The organism is Corynebacterium sp. UBA4397, assembly GCF_002390965.1.
GTDB lineage: Bacteria > Actinomycetota > Actinomycetes > Mycobacteriales > Mycobacteriaceae > Corynebacterium > Corynebacterium flavescens.
The window spans coordinates 55,737-70,639 of record NZ_DGRD01000001.1 but is presented as its reverse complement, the minus strand read 5'-3'; the positions used below and the strand labels follow the sequence as shown (position 1 = coordinate 70,639).

Below are 14,903 nucleotides of genomic sequence, written 5' to 3'. Positions count from 1 at the left end.
AGTACATATGTCTCACGTTTATGTCCTTGTCGAGCACGAGGCAGGCGCTCTGAATCCCGTCACCGCCGAATTGATTACCGCCGCGCGGGTACTGGGCACGGTCTCAGCAGTCGTCGTCGGCAAGCAGGCCGATGAGTTCGATGCCGAGCTCGGTGCCTTGGGCGCTGCGCAGGTGGTGCAGGCCACCGCCGCCGACTACGAGCAGCGGCTTATTCTTCCGGAGGTTGACGCGCTGCATGCCCTCGGTGCGGCTAATCCCGCGCCGATCATCATGGCCGCCACCCCGACCAATAACGAAATCGCCGGGCGTCTTTCTGCTCGCCTGGCCTCCGGCGCCTTGGCAAACGTCGATGCCATCAATGCCAATGGCAGCGCACACTTGCGCATCTTCGGCGGATCCTATGAGGCAACAGCAACCGCGTCGGGTCCTGCGCCCATCTACACCTTGCGCGCGGGTGCAGTGGCGGCTCAACCACAGCCGGCAGCTGCAGCCGCCGCTCCGATGCCACTGCCTGCCGCAACATCCAAAGATGTCCAGGTGACTTCCTTTGAGCCTGCTCCCAAGTCGGCGCGCCCAGAGTTAAGCGCGGCCAAGGTAGTGGTTGCCGGCGGGCGCGGTGTGGGCGATGAGTTCGCGGCCATCGTCGAGCCGCTTGCCGACGTCCTTGGCGGCGCCATCGGTGCCACCCGTGACGCGGTGGATGAGGGCTTCTACGAGGCCTCGAGTCAGGTGGGGCAGACCGGTGTTACTGTTTCCCCGGATCTCTACATTGGCCTGGGTATTTCCGGAGCGATTCAGCATACTTCAGGCATGCAGACCTCCGGGACGATCGTGGTTATCAACCAAGACCAAGACGAGCCCTTCTTCAAGATCGCGGATCTTGGCGTTGTCGGGGACCTCCATGAGATTGTCCCTGCCCTGGTAGAACAGCTGGAATCGCGCAAGTAATGTCGCATTATTTTGACTACGCGGCGACTCAGCCCATGCGTCAGTGCGCCATCGACGCCTGGGTTTCTGCCGCCGCTAGTCTCAACCCCGGTGCGCAATACGCTTCGGGGCGCCGTGCGCGATCTGTACTCGACGAGGCCAGAGAGACCGTGGCCCGGCTCTTGGGCTGCGAGCCCATCGAGGTGATTTTCACCTCCTCAGGCACCGAGTCCGATAACATCGCGGTGCAGGGTCTGTACCGCGCGGGGAGCCACAAGCGCGTGGTGTCTACTCCTATCGAACACCCTGCGATTAAGGAGACCGTGAGCTACTTGGCCGCTCAAGGTGCCCAAGTAGATCTGCTAGACGTCGGGCGCGATGGGCGTATCCATGATCTCAGCGCCCTCGATTCACCGGCCGACGTCGCCACGTGCATGTGGGCCAACAACGAAACCGGCGTCATACAGCCTATCGATGAGTTCATTGCGCGGGCCAGCGCGGTCGACACCCCAGTCCACATCGATGCGGTGCAAGTAACGGGAAAGCTTGACTTTGACTTTGACTCCCTCGGCGCGGCTACCCTGGCGGCGAGCGCCCACAAGTTCGGTGGCCCTCGCGGCATAGGTCTCTTGCTGGCGCGACGCGCGCCTGCGCCCCAACCCATTGCCTTCGGTGGCGGGCAGGAGCGCGGTATCCGGCCTGGAACCGTAGATGTGGCGAGTGCGGCGGGACTGGCTGCTGCCTTGGACGAGTCTTTGCGTGAGTCTGCCGCAGAGTCCGTGCGCGTGGGAAAGCTGCGCGACAGACTGCGCGAAGGAATTCTGGCCTCGATCGACAACGTCCTGCTCAACTCCGTGGAGCCCTGTCTGCCCTCGCATCTGCACGTGTCTTTTCCCGGTACTGACGGTGACAGCCTTATCCTACTTTTGGATCAGCTAGGCATTGAGGCATCGACCGGTTCTGCCTGCCATGCGGGGGTAAACCGCATGTCTCACGTGCTTGAGGCGATGGGCATAACTGAGCACGATGGCCTGGGCTCTCTGCGCTTCAGCTTGGGGCGAGGTACCACCGAAGATGACATCGATTTCGTGCTTGCCCGTCTGCCTGAAGTCATCGACCGTGCTCGAAGTGTTTCGGCACTGGGGTAACAGCTTATTCTCAGGCGGAATTGATTAATAAGAGCCTATCCTTGATGAGTGAATTTCCTTTTTAACCTTCCGCTGGCTGATCCCGTCGACGGCGTTATCTTCTTCGCAATCCTCGGAATCATCGCGTTGGTTGTGGCTTGGCGTCAGAAAATCTGGCCCTTTGCGGTGGCCCTCCTCGTAGTTCTCATCACGTGGTTTTTCATGCGTACGTGGCAGGTGCCGCTCTACCTCTTCGCTGCCGGAATTGTTCCCGTTGCTGCTTTTTTGAGTAAGCCGCGGCGCATCATGATCAGCTTGGGCCTCGTGGCAGCGCTCGCGACAGCGGGTCTGGCAAATATGGAGTATCAAACCTATCCCAACATAGGTTCCCTTGATCCGCGTGAAGTGGCCAAGGATATGGACTACAAGGAGTTCTCCTCCTTCAAGTCCTCCGATCAAGCAGCGCTTGTACACGTGGATATTCCCGGCAAGAAGTCCGGCTTCCAAGCACGGCAGGCCATAGCCTACGTTCCCCCCGCTTATTGGAAGGGTGCAAAACTACCGGTTATGGTGCTTCTGCACGGAAACCCCGGAGGGCCAGACCAGTGGTTTGGCTCCGGCGAGGCCGCCGAGACTGCTGATCAGTTTCAGGCCACGAATGACGGCATGAGCCCCATCGTTATTGCGGTAGATGCCACTGGCTCCGAGACGGCAAACCCCATCTGTGCGGATTCGGACGTGGCAAAGGTGATGACCTATCTGGCCGAAGACGTGCCGGCGGGGATTAAGTCGAGTTTTCGAGTAGACAAGGACCAGAGCCACTGGACGGTCGCGGGGCTTTCCTACGGTGGTACGTGTGCCATGCAGATTGCCACCAACCATCCGGATGCCTTCGGCTCGGTCATCAATATCTCTGGCGAGGCCCAGCCGACCATCGGAGACCACGCAGCGACAGTTCAAAAGTTTTTCGGAGGAGATGAGACTCGCTACAACGCCCAAGACCCGGTCCATCTGCTTCAGAAGAACAAGTATCCTAACCTCGAGGCGGTTTTTATCGCCGGCGTTGATGATTCGGCATCGGTTGCAGCTCTAAAGAACCAGAGCGAACTCGCGGCCAAGGCCGGAATTAAAAACTACTATGGAACGCGGCCTGGTGGGCACTCTTTCCAAGTGTGGCGCCCAGGCCTGCGGGAGGCCTTTGCCTGGGCGGCAGGGCGAGGCGGGATCGAAGTTAAAGTAGATCCTTTCGACGGAATTGAGGAGAAGGATGTCCGTTCTTAGAAGAACACCGGCGACGGCAATACTGATCGTCGCCATGTGGTTGTTCTTCTTCCTTGGCGGCGAATTGTTCTCAAAGTTTGGGCTCAGCGCTCCTTCAGTGGGCGGGCTTGTGGTCCTGACTCTCATGGCGCTGGGTCTTAGCGCACCCGCCGAGTATGTACTGCGCACCAAGAAATACGTCGTCGTGGGGCTGGCTTTTCAGATAATCTGTGCGCCCCTAGCACTCGTTACTGCCCGCGGAATTGAGATTTCCGGCCTGAACCAGTGGGGAGACGATCTTCTCCACAGCAACAATCTCACTCCCATGGGCTGGATTGCGGGTACTGCGGGATTTGCTTCTGCCTCCATGTCCCGGCTGTGGCGCCGCCGATTTAGGGTGACTTTGCTGGCCTTAACCCTGACGTCGATGCTCTACTCGGGCTCGCTTTCCGACGTCCTCGGTGTCGTCGCCGCAGTAACCTCCATCGTCGCTGGCGTTCTTGTTCACTCGGAGCAGCGCACCAAGCCCTCAGTCAAAGAGCGGCGCACCCTCGTGGCCATCGTGGCTGGTGCGGTCGCACTGGGGCCGTTTCTCGTCGCCATCAACCCCTCGGCCGAAGGCCCGTTTTCTCAGATCACACAACTGATTTGGGCGCCGACGCTCTCCAACCTCGAGGTGGGAATGGCCTGCGGCCTTGATTCTGCTTCGGCCGCCTGCCTTGCCGCATCCGATCTGGCACGTATGCAGGGCATCGGCCCCGCTGTGGCAAACCTTATGCCGCTGGTTATTCAGCTGGTCCTGTGCTTTGGTCTTATCCGCGGCCGCCGCCTCGCATGGTGGTTGGCCAGCGCGCTGCAGATTTTCACAATGGCTCTGCTGGTTATTCAAGTCTGGGACTTTGACCGAGAGAATTTCTTCATCTACGGACTCAACCTCGTCGCGGTCCTGACTCCGTGGGCGTTTACTCTAGTAGTCCTGATTCTTACTCGCAGGCTTTTTAGCGTGAACGAGAATCGCGTAGTGCTGCGCAAGTACCTCGGTATCGCAGCCATCACTGGATTTGTTTGCGCTGCCGTGTGGTTCCTCGGTGCGGTGATTTTTCCTGACAGTTTCGTCGGGGGGACTTCGCCAAGCGCAGCGTTGCAAGAGCTTCCCTTGCGGTTTATGCCCACCGTCGTCGCTTTGATGCTGCCGCATGCGGTCCTTCCCAGCAGCTGGCTGAGCTGGCTCCTCTACGAATGGGTGGGCAACGTCTTTTGGACAGTGTGTGCTGTTTTGCTTTATCGTGCCTTTACCCGCCCTGCGGACCCAGTCCAGGAAGCCGATCGGCGGCGCGCGCGAGAGATCCTCGAGGCTACCTCGGGGGATCACCTCTCCTTCATGACCATTTGGCAGGGTAACCGTTACTTCTTCCATGATGATTCTTATGTTGCATACCGGGTAGCCAATGGCATTGCGCTTACCTTGGGCGCTCCGGTTGGAAAAGACATTTCTCTGCAGTTCGAGGAATTTGCCCGTGAGCAGGGTTGGACCCCTGCGTGGTACTCGGTTTCTGCGGAATACGCGGATGCCCACCCGCAGCTCAAGCGCTTGGAAGTCGCGGAAGAGGCCGTCCTTAGCTGCGAGAACACCGAGTTCAAAGGCAAGAAGTTCCAAAACATTCGTACTGCTCGCAACAAGGCGAAGAAAGAAGGAATCGAGACCCACTGGACTGAGTGGGACGACCTCACCCGTTCGGTGGCCAGCAAGATTGAGGCCTTGTCAGAGGATTGGGTCTCCGAGAAAGCTCTCCCTGAGATGGGCTTTACCTTGGGCGGACTGACCGAGATGCAGGAACCTGGCACCAAGATTCTCTACGCCATCGATGAGCAGGGAAAGCTGCACGGTGTAACAAGCTGGATGCCCGTGCGTCGCTCCGGTGAGATCGTTGGATACACCCTCGATGTCATGCGCCGCGAAGATGACGCATTTAAGGGCGTGATGGAGTTTCTCCTCTCCGAGGCATTGCTCATTGCCGCGTCCGAGGGAAAGCAATGGATCTCCCTTTCCGGTGCTCCCTTGGCAGGGGAGCACGAAGACCCCAAGCTTCTCGACGCAGCTTTGACTCGCGTGGGCTCAGAAATCGAGCCTCTCTATGGCTTCCGTTCCTTGGCCGCCAGCAAGCGCAAGTTCCAGCCAGAGGAGGTCCCTTGGTACTTGTGCTATGAGGATGAATTATCACTGCCTGCCATCGGTTTGTCGGTCCTGCATGCTTATCTGCCTACCTTGCGCGCAAGCGATGCCCTGTCTGTGGTCAGGACGTGGAGTGAGTCTCGCAAGAGCTAGTCTTTCTTAGCATCGTCGTGCGCGTTGTCGCGGCGCCGAGTTATGGCCTGCCCGACGCTTTGGACCCAGTTCTTGGCTTTCGGTGCTAAAGGGCCGGTTGCTTCGTCGTACTCCCAGCGCCCGTTCTCAAAAAGCCACACGATGTCACCCGTGAAGGGGTCCATAATATAGAACGCGCGCCCATCAGTCTTGATGTTGTGGTGATGCTGGCACAAACTAGCCAGATTGCTTGCGGCGGTGGGGCCACCTGCGGCGAAGTCGATGCGATGGTCTTTTTGGCATTGGTGCGCCTGGCGGCTGCATCCTGGCCAGCGGCAGGTTCCGTCGCGGCCCTCGACGAAAGCTCCGATGTGCGCCGGGGTGGAGTAGCTCTTGCTGGTGGCTGTGGCCGCAGCGTCTATATCCCGGGTGGACGTGGCACAGTACTGATCTGCCACATCTGGGTGAATCTAGCCAGCAGCCTTGACAAAGGCAGGCGCGTTATGCACGTCCGAGGCTCGGTAGACGTGGAGCTTCACGTTCGCCGCGCCTGCTGCTTCTCCTTTGATAAGGCGCGCCAGGGCCTCAGCAGGGGAAACGTCTAGATTTTCTGCAGTCTGCCTGATGTGCTCGTCAAGGATAAGGGCGGTGGCGGAATCGTACTCGGCGCTGAGGCAAGAGCGCGTGCTAGAGAGTGCGAATACGTGATAAGTGTCCTCTGGCTCAGTGGAATCCTGGGTGCTTAGGCTTTCATCTTCTTGGGCGATGAGGGCGTTGATTTTATTGCGAATGGCTCGTGCGGAAGGAAGGTGCTGGCAAGGCCTACTGGCCGTCAGGTAACGGGCTCTTTCAGCATCGATCCGCTCGAGGGCTTCTGTGGCGTCATTTCCAAGCTTGCACAAGGTGGCAGCGATGGCTGCCGAATTGGTAGCCGTCGTTGACGGCATAGTAGTTAAACAAGTTTTCTCCCCCGAGAATGCTGACCGTGGAACATGGGCCATATATAGAACACATGTTTGAGAAGCGCTATCCCCACCTTAACCCCCGGGTTCTCGCTGCGCAAGGGAAGGATTTGGGATTGGGGTGGCGTCGTAAAGCGAAGGGTCGGGAGATGAAGGAATTAACTCCAGATGCGCGTGTTGCCAATGTGACTCGAGTTATTTGAGTGTTACACTCTCGCGCATGAGTTCAAGTAGGGCACTTAAATCTGTCATCATCGCGTTCATGACCGCGGTTGCGATTGTTTGCGGCAACATGAGCGTTGCGCAGGCGATCGAGCCTTCGTCACCACGAGGAATCGACGTGGCAAGTCACCAGCACCCAGGCGGAGCTCCCATCAACTGGGGCAACGCCAAGGGGGACGGCCAATCCTTTGCCTTCGTCAAGGCCACTGAAGGCACTGACTATGTCAACGATTACTTCGTGCAAGACACCCTAGGGGCCGCAGCAGCGGGGCTGAAGGTCGGCGCCTATCACTACGCCCGTCCAAAGATGTCTGCTAAAACGCAGGCTGCACATTTTGCATCCCAGCTGGCCCTAGTCCCAGGGCAGACTCTTCCTCCAGTGCTCGACATCGAGGTCGCGGAAGGAAAGAGCGCTGCCCAGCTCGAGAGCTGGATCCAGGAGTTCACCAGCGAACTCAAGCGCCTTAGTGGCCGCACCCCGATGATCTATACCTATAAGTTCTTCTGGCAGGGTGAGATGAACAACTCCCAGAAGTTCTCGGACATGCCGCTGTGGCTCGCCGCCTACCAGGCGCAAGCCCCGGGCCCTGTGGGTGCCTGGGATCAGCTTTCCTTCTGGCAGCGCACCGGAAGCGGGCGCGTCAACGGCGTCGCCGGGGACGTGGACCTCAACCTCTTCAACGGCACTCAGGCCCAGCTGAACTCCTTCAGTGGCGGCAACAACGTCAACTTGGGCGCCGTCCTCACCGAGCTTGTCGACGCCGACCTGCCGGACCTTAGCTCCGATAGCACCCCGTTGATCGCGGCCATCCTGGCCTTGGCAGCAGGCATCATTGCTGGGCCGCAGCTCATCGAAGCCGCAAAGGACTCCGGCCTGCCTGCTGACTCCGCGCAGAAGTTCGCGGCCTTCATCGAAGCGCTGCAGAATGCTGGTGCCCTGCCGACCTCGGAGCTCACGGACATGGCCGCAGGAGACTATACGGTGGGTGACCTCACTATCCTGCTTGATAACGCGGCACACATCAGTGACATTGGCCCCAAGGAAATCGACGCAGCCGCTAATGCAGCGCGCGGCACGGGCGTAGAAGTGCCCGAGTTCGACGCCAATGCGGTAGCCGGAATCCTTAATCGTGTAATGCGGGAGAACCAGTAGAAAGCTTAAGTGCCCAAGCTTCATCTCGGTATTGGGCAGGTACCGCCCCGCCCAGCAGAACCTTTGCCAGTTGCGCAGCTCCCACGGAGCCCGCAGCTGGCATTGTGCTATCTGTGCCCACGAGGATGATATTTCCGTAACGCCTGCCCTTAAACATCGCCGGATCTGCAATGGCTGCGACGTGAGAGAATACTTCCCGCATTCCGGCAAGCTCCGCCTTGGCAACGCTGAGGTCAGGATGGTCGCCGCAGTTGGCAACGTACAACCCACCAGGCGCAAGTGAGCGATGCGCCGCCTGAAAGAACTCCACCGTGGTCAGCGGGCGCGGAGTCGTGGCACCTGCGAAGACATCTCGGATGATGACATCTCTGCTCGACGGCGGGAAACCTTCAGTTGCGGCGCGGGCCTCGGCAGCGCGAATCTTCAAGGCTGGTGCGCGGGGGAGATCAAAAAGGGTGCGTACTAGCTCGGCGAGTTTGGCATCCAACTCGATCACCGTCTGCCGGGACTGCGGCCACTCGGAGGCGAAGTAGCGCGCGAGGGTGCATCCCGCGCCACCCAGGTGAGTCATGCGCAGCGATTGCGGCGCCACGGGAAGCAGCGCCTCGACGGCAGCTGCAATCCAGCGCATGTACTCAAACTCGAGCTCGCGCGGTTCATCCATGACGATGTGGCTGCTGGGAACCCCATTGACGTTGAGGATATAGGAATTGTCGCGGTACTCGTCCGCGATAACTTCGGCTGTCCCCGTCGAAATCTCATACGTGCCGATGCGAGGGTCGTCCTGTGAATTGCGCTTTCTTCCCATGCGCACAACTCTAGGGAATGGTAGTGGCGCTTTCGGCGTTGGGGCTTAGGAGTAAGACTCATGGGCACATAGAGGGTAGACTCATGCGCCGAGAAAGAAGAGGTGGAGTAAATGCGAGTACTGGTCGCTATGAGCGGTGGCGTCGATTCCTCAGTGGCCGCAGCCCGGGCGGTCGAGGCCGGGCACGAGGTCATCGGGGTTCACTTGGCTCTGCACAAGGATGCGCAGCAAACGCGGGAGAAGGCTCGTGGTTGTTGTTCGCTCGAGGACTCTGCGGATGCCCGCCGCATTTGCGACAAGCTCGGTATCCCTTTCTATGTGTGGGACTTTTCTGAGCAGTTCAAGGAGGCCGTCATCGGGGACTTCGTCGATTCTTATGCTCGTGGCGAGACTCCCAACCCGTGCCTGCGCTGCAACGAGAAGATCAAGTTCCGCGCACTGCTGCAGAAGGGAATGGCGCTTGGCTTTGATGCCGTTGCCACCGGCCACTACGCCACCATTGATTCCGAAGGCTACATGCGCCGTTCCCTCGACGAGAACAAGGATCAGTCCTATGTCTTGGGCGTCATTAGCGCCGAGGAACTGCGCCATTGCTTCTTTCCCATCGGGGATACCCCGAAGCCGCAAATCCGGGAGGAGGCTGCCCGCCATGGATTCTCCACGGCTAAGAAGCCTGACTCTTATGACATCTGCTTTATCCCAGACGGCAACACCCAGGCTTTCTTGGGCTCACGCATTGGGCTGCGTCCCGGAATGATCGTTGATCAAGACGGCCACGAGCTCAAGGAGCACGATGGCGCGTGGAACTACACCATTGGCCAGCGCAAGGGACTCGATATCAAGGCCCCAGCCAGCGATGGCCGTCCGCGCTACGTCACCGATATCGACGCCGCTAGCGGCACAGTCACCGTCGGGGCGCGCGAAGATCTCGCGGTGACCTTCATCGAAGCCGACCGCCTCAAGTTCTTGCACCCAGCAATGGACGGTGAGTTTAGCTGCGAGGTGCAGGTACGCGCGCACGGGTCGGTGGTGGCCTGCCGCGCCCGCGTCGACCGCGACAATGACACTATGTCCTTGGAGCTGGAAAGCCCCCTGTCCGGTGTTGCCCGTGGCCAGGCCGCGGTGCTGTATCTGCCCAGCGACGATGCGCTTGGCGACGTCGTCTTAGGCTCAGGCACCATTTGCGCTACGCGCTAGGCGGTGCGTCCGTCCTTTCTCCTCAACTAGGGAGCACTATTGAAATACGCAATTGGAGATCAGCTGGTCTAGGGCTCGAATGTCAATCTTCGGGCCGATGTTGATCTTGAAATGCCCGGCCCGCGTCCACAGCTCGAGTTCGGCGTTGATGTCGAGCATCTTTCCGGCATTCTCCGTGGACCACATGTTTATTGAGGAGTAGGGGATCGAGTACATTTCGACCTTTTTACCGGTGAGGCCCTGGGAGTCGCGGATGATCAGCCTGTAATTGGTGAAAACGGCGGCATCACGAACAGTTTTGAAAGCGCACGAAGGCTGTTCGTTGACCGCCAACACGCTCTGGATATCATCTGGGATGGGGCAAGGTTGGTAGAAGGTCCAGCCTTCGAACTTTTCGAGTGCCATAGGATCAGCTTTCTATAAGAGGGGGAGTAGAGTACCTCCGAGGATCTTAGTTCTAAAGGGGTGGAGACATGACTGGTTTTGGACTGGGAGTTTTGCCAGGGACCTCGATGCAGGAGGCAGCTGAGATAGTCATGGGGGAGTCCGGAGTATTGCCGTGCCTCCCGCAGCTTCCGCAGCGTGGATTGGGCTCAGATGCGGTGGGCAGGACTGCTGGGATGCTCAAGGCCGTCAATGTGGACCGCGGGCCACGGTCGTGGCAGTTGACCCCACGGCCGCAGCTGTTGACAAGGCGCACGTGGGACCGGATGGAACGCGATCTTGATGAGATCCAAGAATCTTGGGGAGAGAGTGTTCCCCGGGTGAAGACCCAGATAGTTGGTCCGTTTTCTTTAGCTGCGGCGGTGGAGCTTCCCAATGGGCACCGCGTCTTAACTGACCCAGGAGCATTTCGAGACCTCAATGAGGCGCTGCACCTTGGGCTGGAAGAACACGTTGCTGAGCTCAAGCGGCGTTTTCATGGCGAGGTCAAGGTGCAATTGGACGAGCCGCTGTTGGGGAGAGTTCTCTTTGGCCGGCTAAGGGGGACTACTGACTTTGAGACAATCCGCGCGGTCCCGCGAGAGGTCACTTTCGAAATTCTTGCCGCCTATAAAGCGGATTTCCTGCGTCTGGAGACACCGCTATGGGAGATAGCCACAGCCGCTGCAACCGTGTTGGTGGACTTTGCCGGGTTAGGGAGCAACGAGAACTTAGAAGGACTGGGCACGCACCTTGAGGCGGGCAGGAGGGTCGGGCTGGGGCTTACTCCCGGGGATCCCCGCGCCAGCGCCATCGAGATAGCGCGTCACCTGGACCATCTGGGGCTCTCACGTGACTATCTCACCACTGACGTCGATGTATTTCCCACTCAGGTGCGTGATGCGCCGCGCGACCTAGCCTTTGCTACCCGCTTGGCGGAGATACTCGAGAGGGATGCGGGAGATCTCTAGCCGAGCATTGGCCACGCGGTAGAGACATCGGAGGCATCGCGGCCTTTGCCTTCGAGATACTTCTTAAAACTCACGCGGTCCTTGTACCATTCGACTGCCTGGAACTCCATGAGGGCATCGGTGTCCATCTGTGCGAGCTGCGGGAAACGCTGGCGCACCTGCTTCCACGCAACGCGGGCAGCGGCGAGCGCATCCGCCGTGGCCTCGTGCGCGTTTTCCAGCTCTACGCCATAATACTTGGATACCTCGGTCAGGGTGCGCTTGCCGCGACGCGTTTTATCCATGACGCGATCGATGACGAAGGGATCAAAGACGGGCCCGGTGACCGTGAAGTCTCCCGTCAGCGCTCGCAGCACCGAGAGATCATAGGCGGCGTTGTAGACGATGAGCGTCAGGCCATCTTTCCAGCCTTGCTTGATGGCTTGGACGGTATCCGCCAGAACTTCCGCATGGGGGCGTCCCTGCGCTCGTGCCTGCTCGGTGCTGATGCCGTGAATCTTGGAGGCTGCCTCGGGGATCTCAATCCCTGGGTCCGCGAGCATCTCCCGCTTGTCTACCTCGTGGCCGTCAATGCGCACGAGCGCCGAGGTGACGATGTGGGCTTCGCGCGGATTGACGGAGGTGGTTTCGAGGTCGAAGGAGAGCATGCGGGAGGCGTCAAAGATCATGGCACTTACCTTAGTCTGCCCGGCAGACACGGGTGAGAACGCATGTGTCAGCGAAACGATTAAGATGGGCAGCCGTGACTAATCCAGTAGATCTGCAACGCCAATGGTCCGAGCTAGCCCAGGAGGTTCGCCGCCACCGCGAGCTGTACTACAAGGGCGAGCCTTCGATTCCGGACGCCGACTTTGATGAGCTCTATCAGCGCCTAGTGCGCCTAGAAGCCGAGCACCCCGAGCTGGCCGTGCCTGATTCTCCCACCCAGGAGGTCGGAGCGGCATCTCCCTTTGCGGATGTGCAGCACTTGGAGCGGATGACCAGTCTAGATAACGTCTTTAGTGCGGGAGAGATGCAGGATTGGCTGGATAGAACCCCGGCTTCGACGTACCTGACCGAGCTGAAGATAGACGGGCTTTCCATCGACTTGGTCTATCGCAACGGGCGCCTGACATCTGCGGCCACGCGTGGAGACGGACGAGTGGGGGAAGACATCACGAATAATGCGCGCGTCATCCCTGATATTCCACATTCGCTCAGCACAAATGAGGAGTTTCCCCTTCCCGGGCTCGTAGAGATTCGCGGGGAGGTCTACATGCGCCCTAGTGATTTCGAGGAGATTAACCAACAGCGCCTAGCGGATGGCAAGCCGGCCTTTGCTAATCCTCGCAACGCGGCTGCGGGCGGATTACGTATGAAGGATCCCGCGGAGGTCAAGAAGCGTCGACTGCAGATGGTCTGCCACGGCATCGGCGCACGCGAAGGCTTTAGCCCAGCCACGCAGCACGAGGCTTATCGCGCTATGGCTGCGTGGGGGCTACCCGTCTCGCCTTATACCAAGCAGGTGCATTCCTCCCGCGAGGTCCAAGAGCAGGTGTCGTATTGGGCCGACCACCGCCATGATGCAATTTTCGAGATGGATGGCCTCGTGGTCAAGGTTGACGATATTCGCGAGCAACGCGCCCTAGGAACGACCTCCCGCGCGCCGCGCTGGGCCATTGCCTATAAGTATCCGCCGGAGGAAGTCACCACCACGTTGCTCAACATTGAGGTGGGGGTTGGACGTACTGGCCGGGTGACTCCTTTTGCGATCATGGAACCGGTTTTCGTCTCCGGCTCTACTGTCTCGCTGGCTACATTGCACAATCAGGCAGAGGTTAAACGCAAGGGCGTGCGTATTGGGGATACCGTTATCATCCGTAAGGCGGGGGAGATCATCCCGGAAGTACTGGGTCCCGTTCTAGAAAAGCGAGACGGCACAGAGAAGGAATGGACTTTCCCGGAGAAGTGCCCTTCCTGCGGCGCCAAGTTGGCGCCACAACGTGATGGTGACGCCGATTGGCGTTGCCCCAATACCCGCAGTTGCCCAGCGCAATTAGCTGCGCGTTTGGAGTACCTTGCCTCGCGCAAGGGGATGGACATAGAGGCACTGGGAGAAAAGGCCGCCACCGATCTCATCACCAGCGGCGTTCTGCACGATGAAGGAGACCTTTTCGACCTCGATGAGGAAAAGCTGCTCAAATCCGCCGCGTATACAACCAAGGCGGGAATTCTCAATGCCCAGGGAAAGAAGCTCCTGGAAAACCTCAGGACCGCGCGGCATGCGGATTTTTGGCGGGTGTTGGTCTCCTTGTCCATCCGCCACGTCGGCCCCATTGCCGCACGTGCCCTAGCCACGCGCTATGGATCGATGGAGGCCTTGCGCGCTGCTCCGGTGGAGGACCTAGCGGAGACCGACGGAGTTGGCGGCATCATTGCGGCTTCGTTCAAGGAGTGGTTCGACGTCGATTGGCACCGCGAGATCGTGCGCAAGTGGGCCGAGGCCGGCGTGACCATGGAGGTCGAGGATACCGATAAGCCGGAGCAGACTCTAGATGGATTGACCATCGTGGTGACGGGTACTTTGGAGAACTTCTCCCGCGATTCAGCCAAGGAGGCGATTCTTTCCCGCGGGGGCAAGGCTTCGGGTTCGGTGTCGAAGAAAACGGACTACGTCGTCGTGGGTGAGAACGCCGGCTCTAAGGCTGATAAGGCCCGTGAGTTGGGTGTGGCGGTGCTCGACGAGCCTGGGTTTGAAAGGCTGCTCGAGGACGGAGTGGCTTAGGCTGGCAGTATGAAGATAGCGGCATTCGATATGGACGGCACCATCTACTTCGATGGAAAGATTCCGGAGGAGATAGCGCAGTCTATTGCGCGCTGGCGAGCGGAGGGCAATATCGCCATCGCCGCAACCGGCAAGTCCATTCATTCTGCCCGCACTTCGCTCGATCCCTTCGGCGTGACCATGGATTATGGAGTGCTCTATAACGGCACCGTGGTCACCGATTCCGCATTTGAGGTCCTCTACGAGGAACATCTTCCCCAGGATGCGGTGGCAGCCATCGCGCGGCACTTGGAGGGAATTGATGGTCTCAATCTTTATTGCACCACGCTCGAAGGCGCGGACGGGCTGGTGTGCCGCGGCGTTTCCGGGCCCACCAATCACATCATCAGCAACCCTCGCCCCATGGGGTGGCAGCAATTGATGCACGAGCAGGTTGTTCTGCTCACTGCCTGGGCGCCGGATCGCAGGGATCTACAGCGCGAGGTTGACGAGTGGGTCACGGCGCACTTCGACCTGGAAACCTCCCACAACGTGGGCTTTTACGACATCATGCCGCCTGGGCATAACAAGGGCTGGGGGATTTCCTGGCTGCTCAAGCACCTGGGAATTGAACGTGATGCGGTGGAGCTTTATACCTTTGGGGATAGTTTCAACGACCTGCCCATGCACGCGCTTGCCGACGTCTCTTTTTCCTTCCCCTGGGCTCCCGCGCCCGTGCGCGAGCAGGTCACCCATGTGGTTCTCGGGGTGGCCCAGGCCCTGGAGGAGTTGTGAATCCGCTAC

The 14,903-nt window shown here is 59.3% G+C and carries 14 protein-coding genes; 9 read left to right on the top strand and 5 right to left on the bottom strand.

Going from position 1 to position 14,903, the window contains the following annotated elements; translation table 11 throughout:
• The first annotated feature begins 7 nt into the window (after window positions 1-7).
• Genes B2696_RS00325 through B2696_RS00310 form a run of 4 tightly spaced genes read left to right on the top strand, consistent with a single transcriptional unit; the run spans window position 8 to window position 5,641 of the window.
• Window positions 8-949 (top strand): electron transfer flavoprotein subunit alpha/FixB family protein, encoded by a 942-nt coding sequence (locus tag B2696_RS00325; protein WP_075729640.1) that lies wholly within the window; start codon window positions 8-10, stop codon window positions 947-949.
• Window positions 949-2,076 (top strand): cysteine desulfurase family protein, encoded by a 1,128-nt coding sequence (locus tag B2696_RS00320; RefSeq protein ID WP_075729641.1) that lies wholly within the window; start codon window positions 949-951, stop codon window positions 2,074-2,076. The genes B2696_RS00325 and B2696_RS00320 overlap by 1 nt, the downstream gene beginning before the upstream one ends.
• A gap of 48 nt (window positions 2,077-2,124) precedes the next feature.
• Entirely contained in the window at window positions 2,125-3,336 is a 1,212-nt protein-coding gene (locus tag B2696_RS00315; protein ID WP_286953168.1) for an alpha/beta hydrolase, read from the top strand.
• A complete protein-coding gene (locus tag B2696_RS00310) occupies window positions 3,323-5,641 on the top strand; it encodes a bifunctional lysylphosphatidylglycerol flippase/synthetase MprF (protein WP_286953166.1) in 2,319 nt (772 codons plus the stop codon). The genes B2696_RS00315 and B2696_RS00310 overlap by 14 nt, the downstream gene beginning before the upstream one ends.
• Here the strand turns inward: B2696_RS00310 and B2696_RS00305 are convergent.
• Window positions 5,638-6,078, bottom strand: a complete 441-nt coding sequence (locus B2696_RS00305) for an HNH endonuclease signature motif containing protein (RefSeq protein ID WP_286953165.1) — start codon at window positions 6,076-6,078, stop codon at window positions 5,638-5,640. The two genes, B2696_RS00310 and B2696_RS00305, sit on opposite strands and share 4 nt — an antisense overlap.
• A 12-nt stretch (window positions 6,079-6,090) precedes the next feature.
• Window positions 6,091-6,567, bottom strand: coding sequence for a hypothetical protein (locus B2696_RS00300; RefSeq protein ID WP_286953163.1), 477 nt, complete (start codon window positions 6,565-6,567; stop codon window positions 6,091-6,093).
• 235 nt (window positions 6,568-6,802) lie between these two features.
• Between B2696_RS00300 and B2696_RS00295 the strand changes: the two genes are divergently transcribed.
• Window positions 6,803-7,957, top strand: coding sequence for a glycoside hydrolase family 25 protein (locus tag B2696_RS00295; protein ID WP_286953161.1), 1,155 nt, complete (start codon window positions 6,803-6,805; stop codon window positions 7,955-7,957).
• Here the strand turns inward: B2696_RS00295 and B2696_RS00290 are convergent.
• Window positions 7,929-8,765 carry a spermidine synthase gene (locus B2696_RS00290; protein ID WP_286953158.1) on the bottom strand — a complete coding sequence of 279 codons (837 nt, stop codon included), beginning with the start codon at window positions 8,763-8,765 and terminating at the stop codon, window positions 7,929-7,931. The genes B2696_RS00295 and B2696_RS00290 overlap by 29 nt on opposite strands.
• 111 nt (window positions 8,766-8,876) lie before the next feature.
• Here B2696_RS00290 and mnmA point away from each other — a divergent pair, with 111 nt between their 5' ends.
• Window positions 8,877-9,962: a tRNA 2-thiouridine(34) synthase MnmA gene (gene mnmA / locus B2696_RS00285; protein WP_286953156.1), complete on the top strand. Its 1,086-nt coding sequence runs from the start codon at window positions 8,877-8,879 to the stop codon at window positions 9,960-9,962.
• A 36-nt stretch (window positions 9,963-9,998) separates the two neighbouring features.
• Here the strand turns inward: mnmA and B2696_RS00280 are convergent, their stop codons facing one another.
• Complete coding sequence (locus B2696_RS00280) at window positions 9,999-10,367, bottom strand: PH domain-containing protein (protein ID WP_286953154.1); 369 nt, start codon at window positions 10,365-10,367, stop codon at window positions 9,999-10,001.
• Between the two features lie 68 nt (window positions 10,368-10,435).
• On the opposite strand from B2696_RS00280, the gene B2696_RS00275 reads away from it, so the two are divergent.
• On the top strand, window positions 10,436-11,356 hold the full coding sequence (locus B2696_RS00275; protein WP_286953152.1) for a methionine synthase: 921 nt from the start codon (window positions 10,436-10,438) through the stop codon (window positions 11,354-11,356).
• On the opposite strand, the gene B2696_RS00270 is transcribed toward B2696_RS00275, so the two are convergent.
• Entirely contained in the window at window positions 11,353-12,024 is a 672-nt protein-coding gene (locus B2696_RS00270; RefSeq protein ID WP_286953150.1) for a 3'-5' exonuclease, read from the bottom strand. The two genes, B2696_RS00275 and B2696_RS00270, sit on opposite strands and share 4 nt — an antisense overlap.
• A gap of 74 nt (window positions 12,025-12,098) precedes the next feature.
• On the opposite strand from B2696_RS00270, the gene ligA reads away from it, so the two are divergent.
• Together ligA and B2696_RS00260 are read left to right on the top strand one after the other, a co-directional pair.
• Window positions 12,099-14,120 (top strand): NAD-dependent DNA ligase LigA, encoded by a 2,022-nt coding sequence (gene ligA, locus B2696_RS00265; protein WP_286953148.1) that lies wholly within the window; start codon window positions 12,099-12,101, stop codon window positions 14,118-14,120.
• 9 nt (window positions 14,121-14,129) lie between these two features.
• Entirely contained in the window at window positions 14,130-14,894 is a 765-nt protein-coding gene (locus B2696_RS00260) for an HAD family hydrolase (RefSeq protein WP_276623437.1), read from the top strand.
• The last annotated feature ends 9 nt before the right edge of the window (window positions 14,895-14,903 follow it).

Excerpts from the sequence above, each read along its gene's own strand:
- B2696_RS00325 (WP_075729640.1), top strand. The coding sequence starts at position 8 with ATGTCTCACGTTTATGTCCTTGTCGAGCACGAGGCAGGCGCTCTGAAT.
- B2696_RS00320 (WP_075729641.1), top strand. The coding sequence starts at position 949 with ATGTCGCATTATTTTGACTACGCGGCGACTCAGCCCATGCGTCAGTGC.
- B2696_RS00310 (WP_286953166.1), top strand. The coding sequence starts at position 3,323 with ATGTCCGTTCTTAGAAGAACACCGGCGACGGCAATACTGATCGTCGCC.
- B2696_RS00300 (WP_286953163.1), bottom strand. The coding sequence starts at position 6,567 with ATGCCGTCAACGACGGCTACCAATTCGGCAGCCATCGCTGCCACCTTG.
- B2696_RS00295 (WP_286953161.1), top strand. The coding sequence starts at position 6,803 with ATGAGTTCAAGTAGGGCACTTAAATCTGTCATCATCGCGTTCATGACC.
- B2696_RS00290 (WP_286953158.1), bottom strand. The coding sequence starts at position 8,765 with ATGGGAAGAAAGCGCAATTCACAGGACGACCCTCGCATCGGCACGTAT.
- mnmA (WP_286953156.1), top strand. The coding sequence starts at position 8,877 with ATGCGAGTACTGGTCGCTATGAGCGGTGGCGTCGATTCCTCAGTGGCC.
- B2696_RS00280 (WP_286953154.1), bottom strand. The coding sequence starts at position 10,367 with ATGGCACTCGAAAAGTTCGAAGGCTGGACCTTCTACCAACCTTGCCCC.
- B2696_RS00275 (WP_286953152.1), top strand. The coding sequence starts at position 10,436 with ATGACTGGTTTTGGACTGGGAGTTTTGCCAGGGACCTCGATGCAGGAG.
- B2696_RS00270 (WP_286953150.1), bottom strand. The coding sequence starts at position 12,024 with ATGATCTTTGACGCCTCCCGCATGCTCTCCTTCGACCTCGAAACCACC.
- B2696_RS00260 (WP_276623437.1), top strand. The coding sequence starts at position 14,130 with ATGAAGATAGCGGCATTCGATATGGACGGCACCATCTACTTCGATGGA.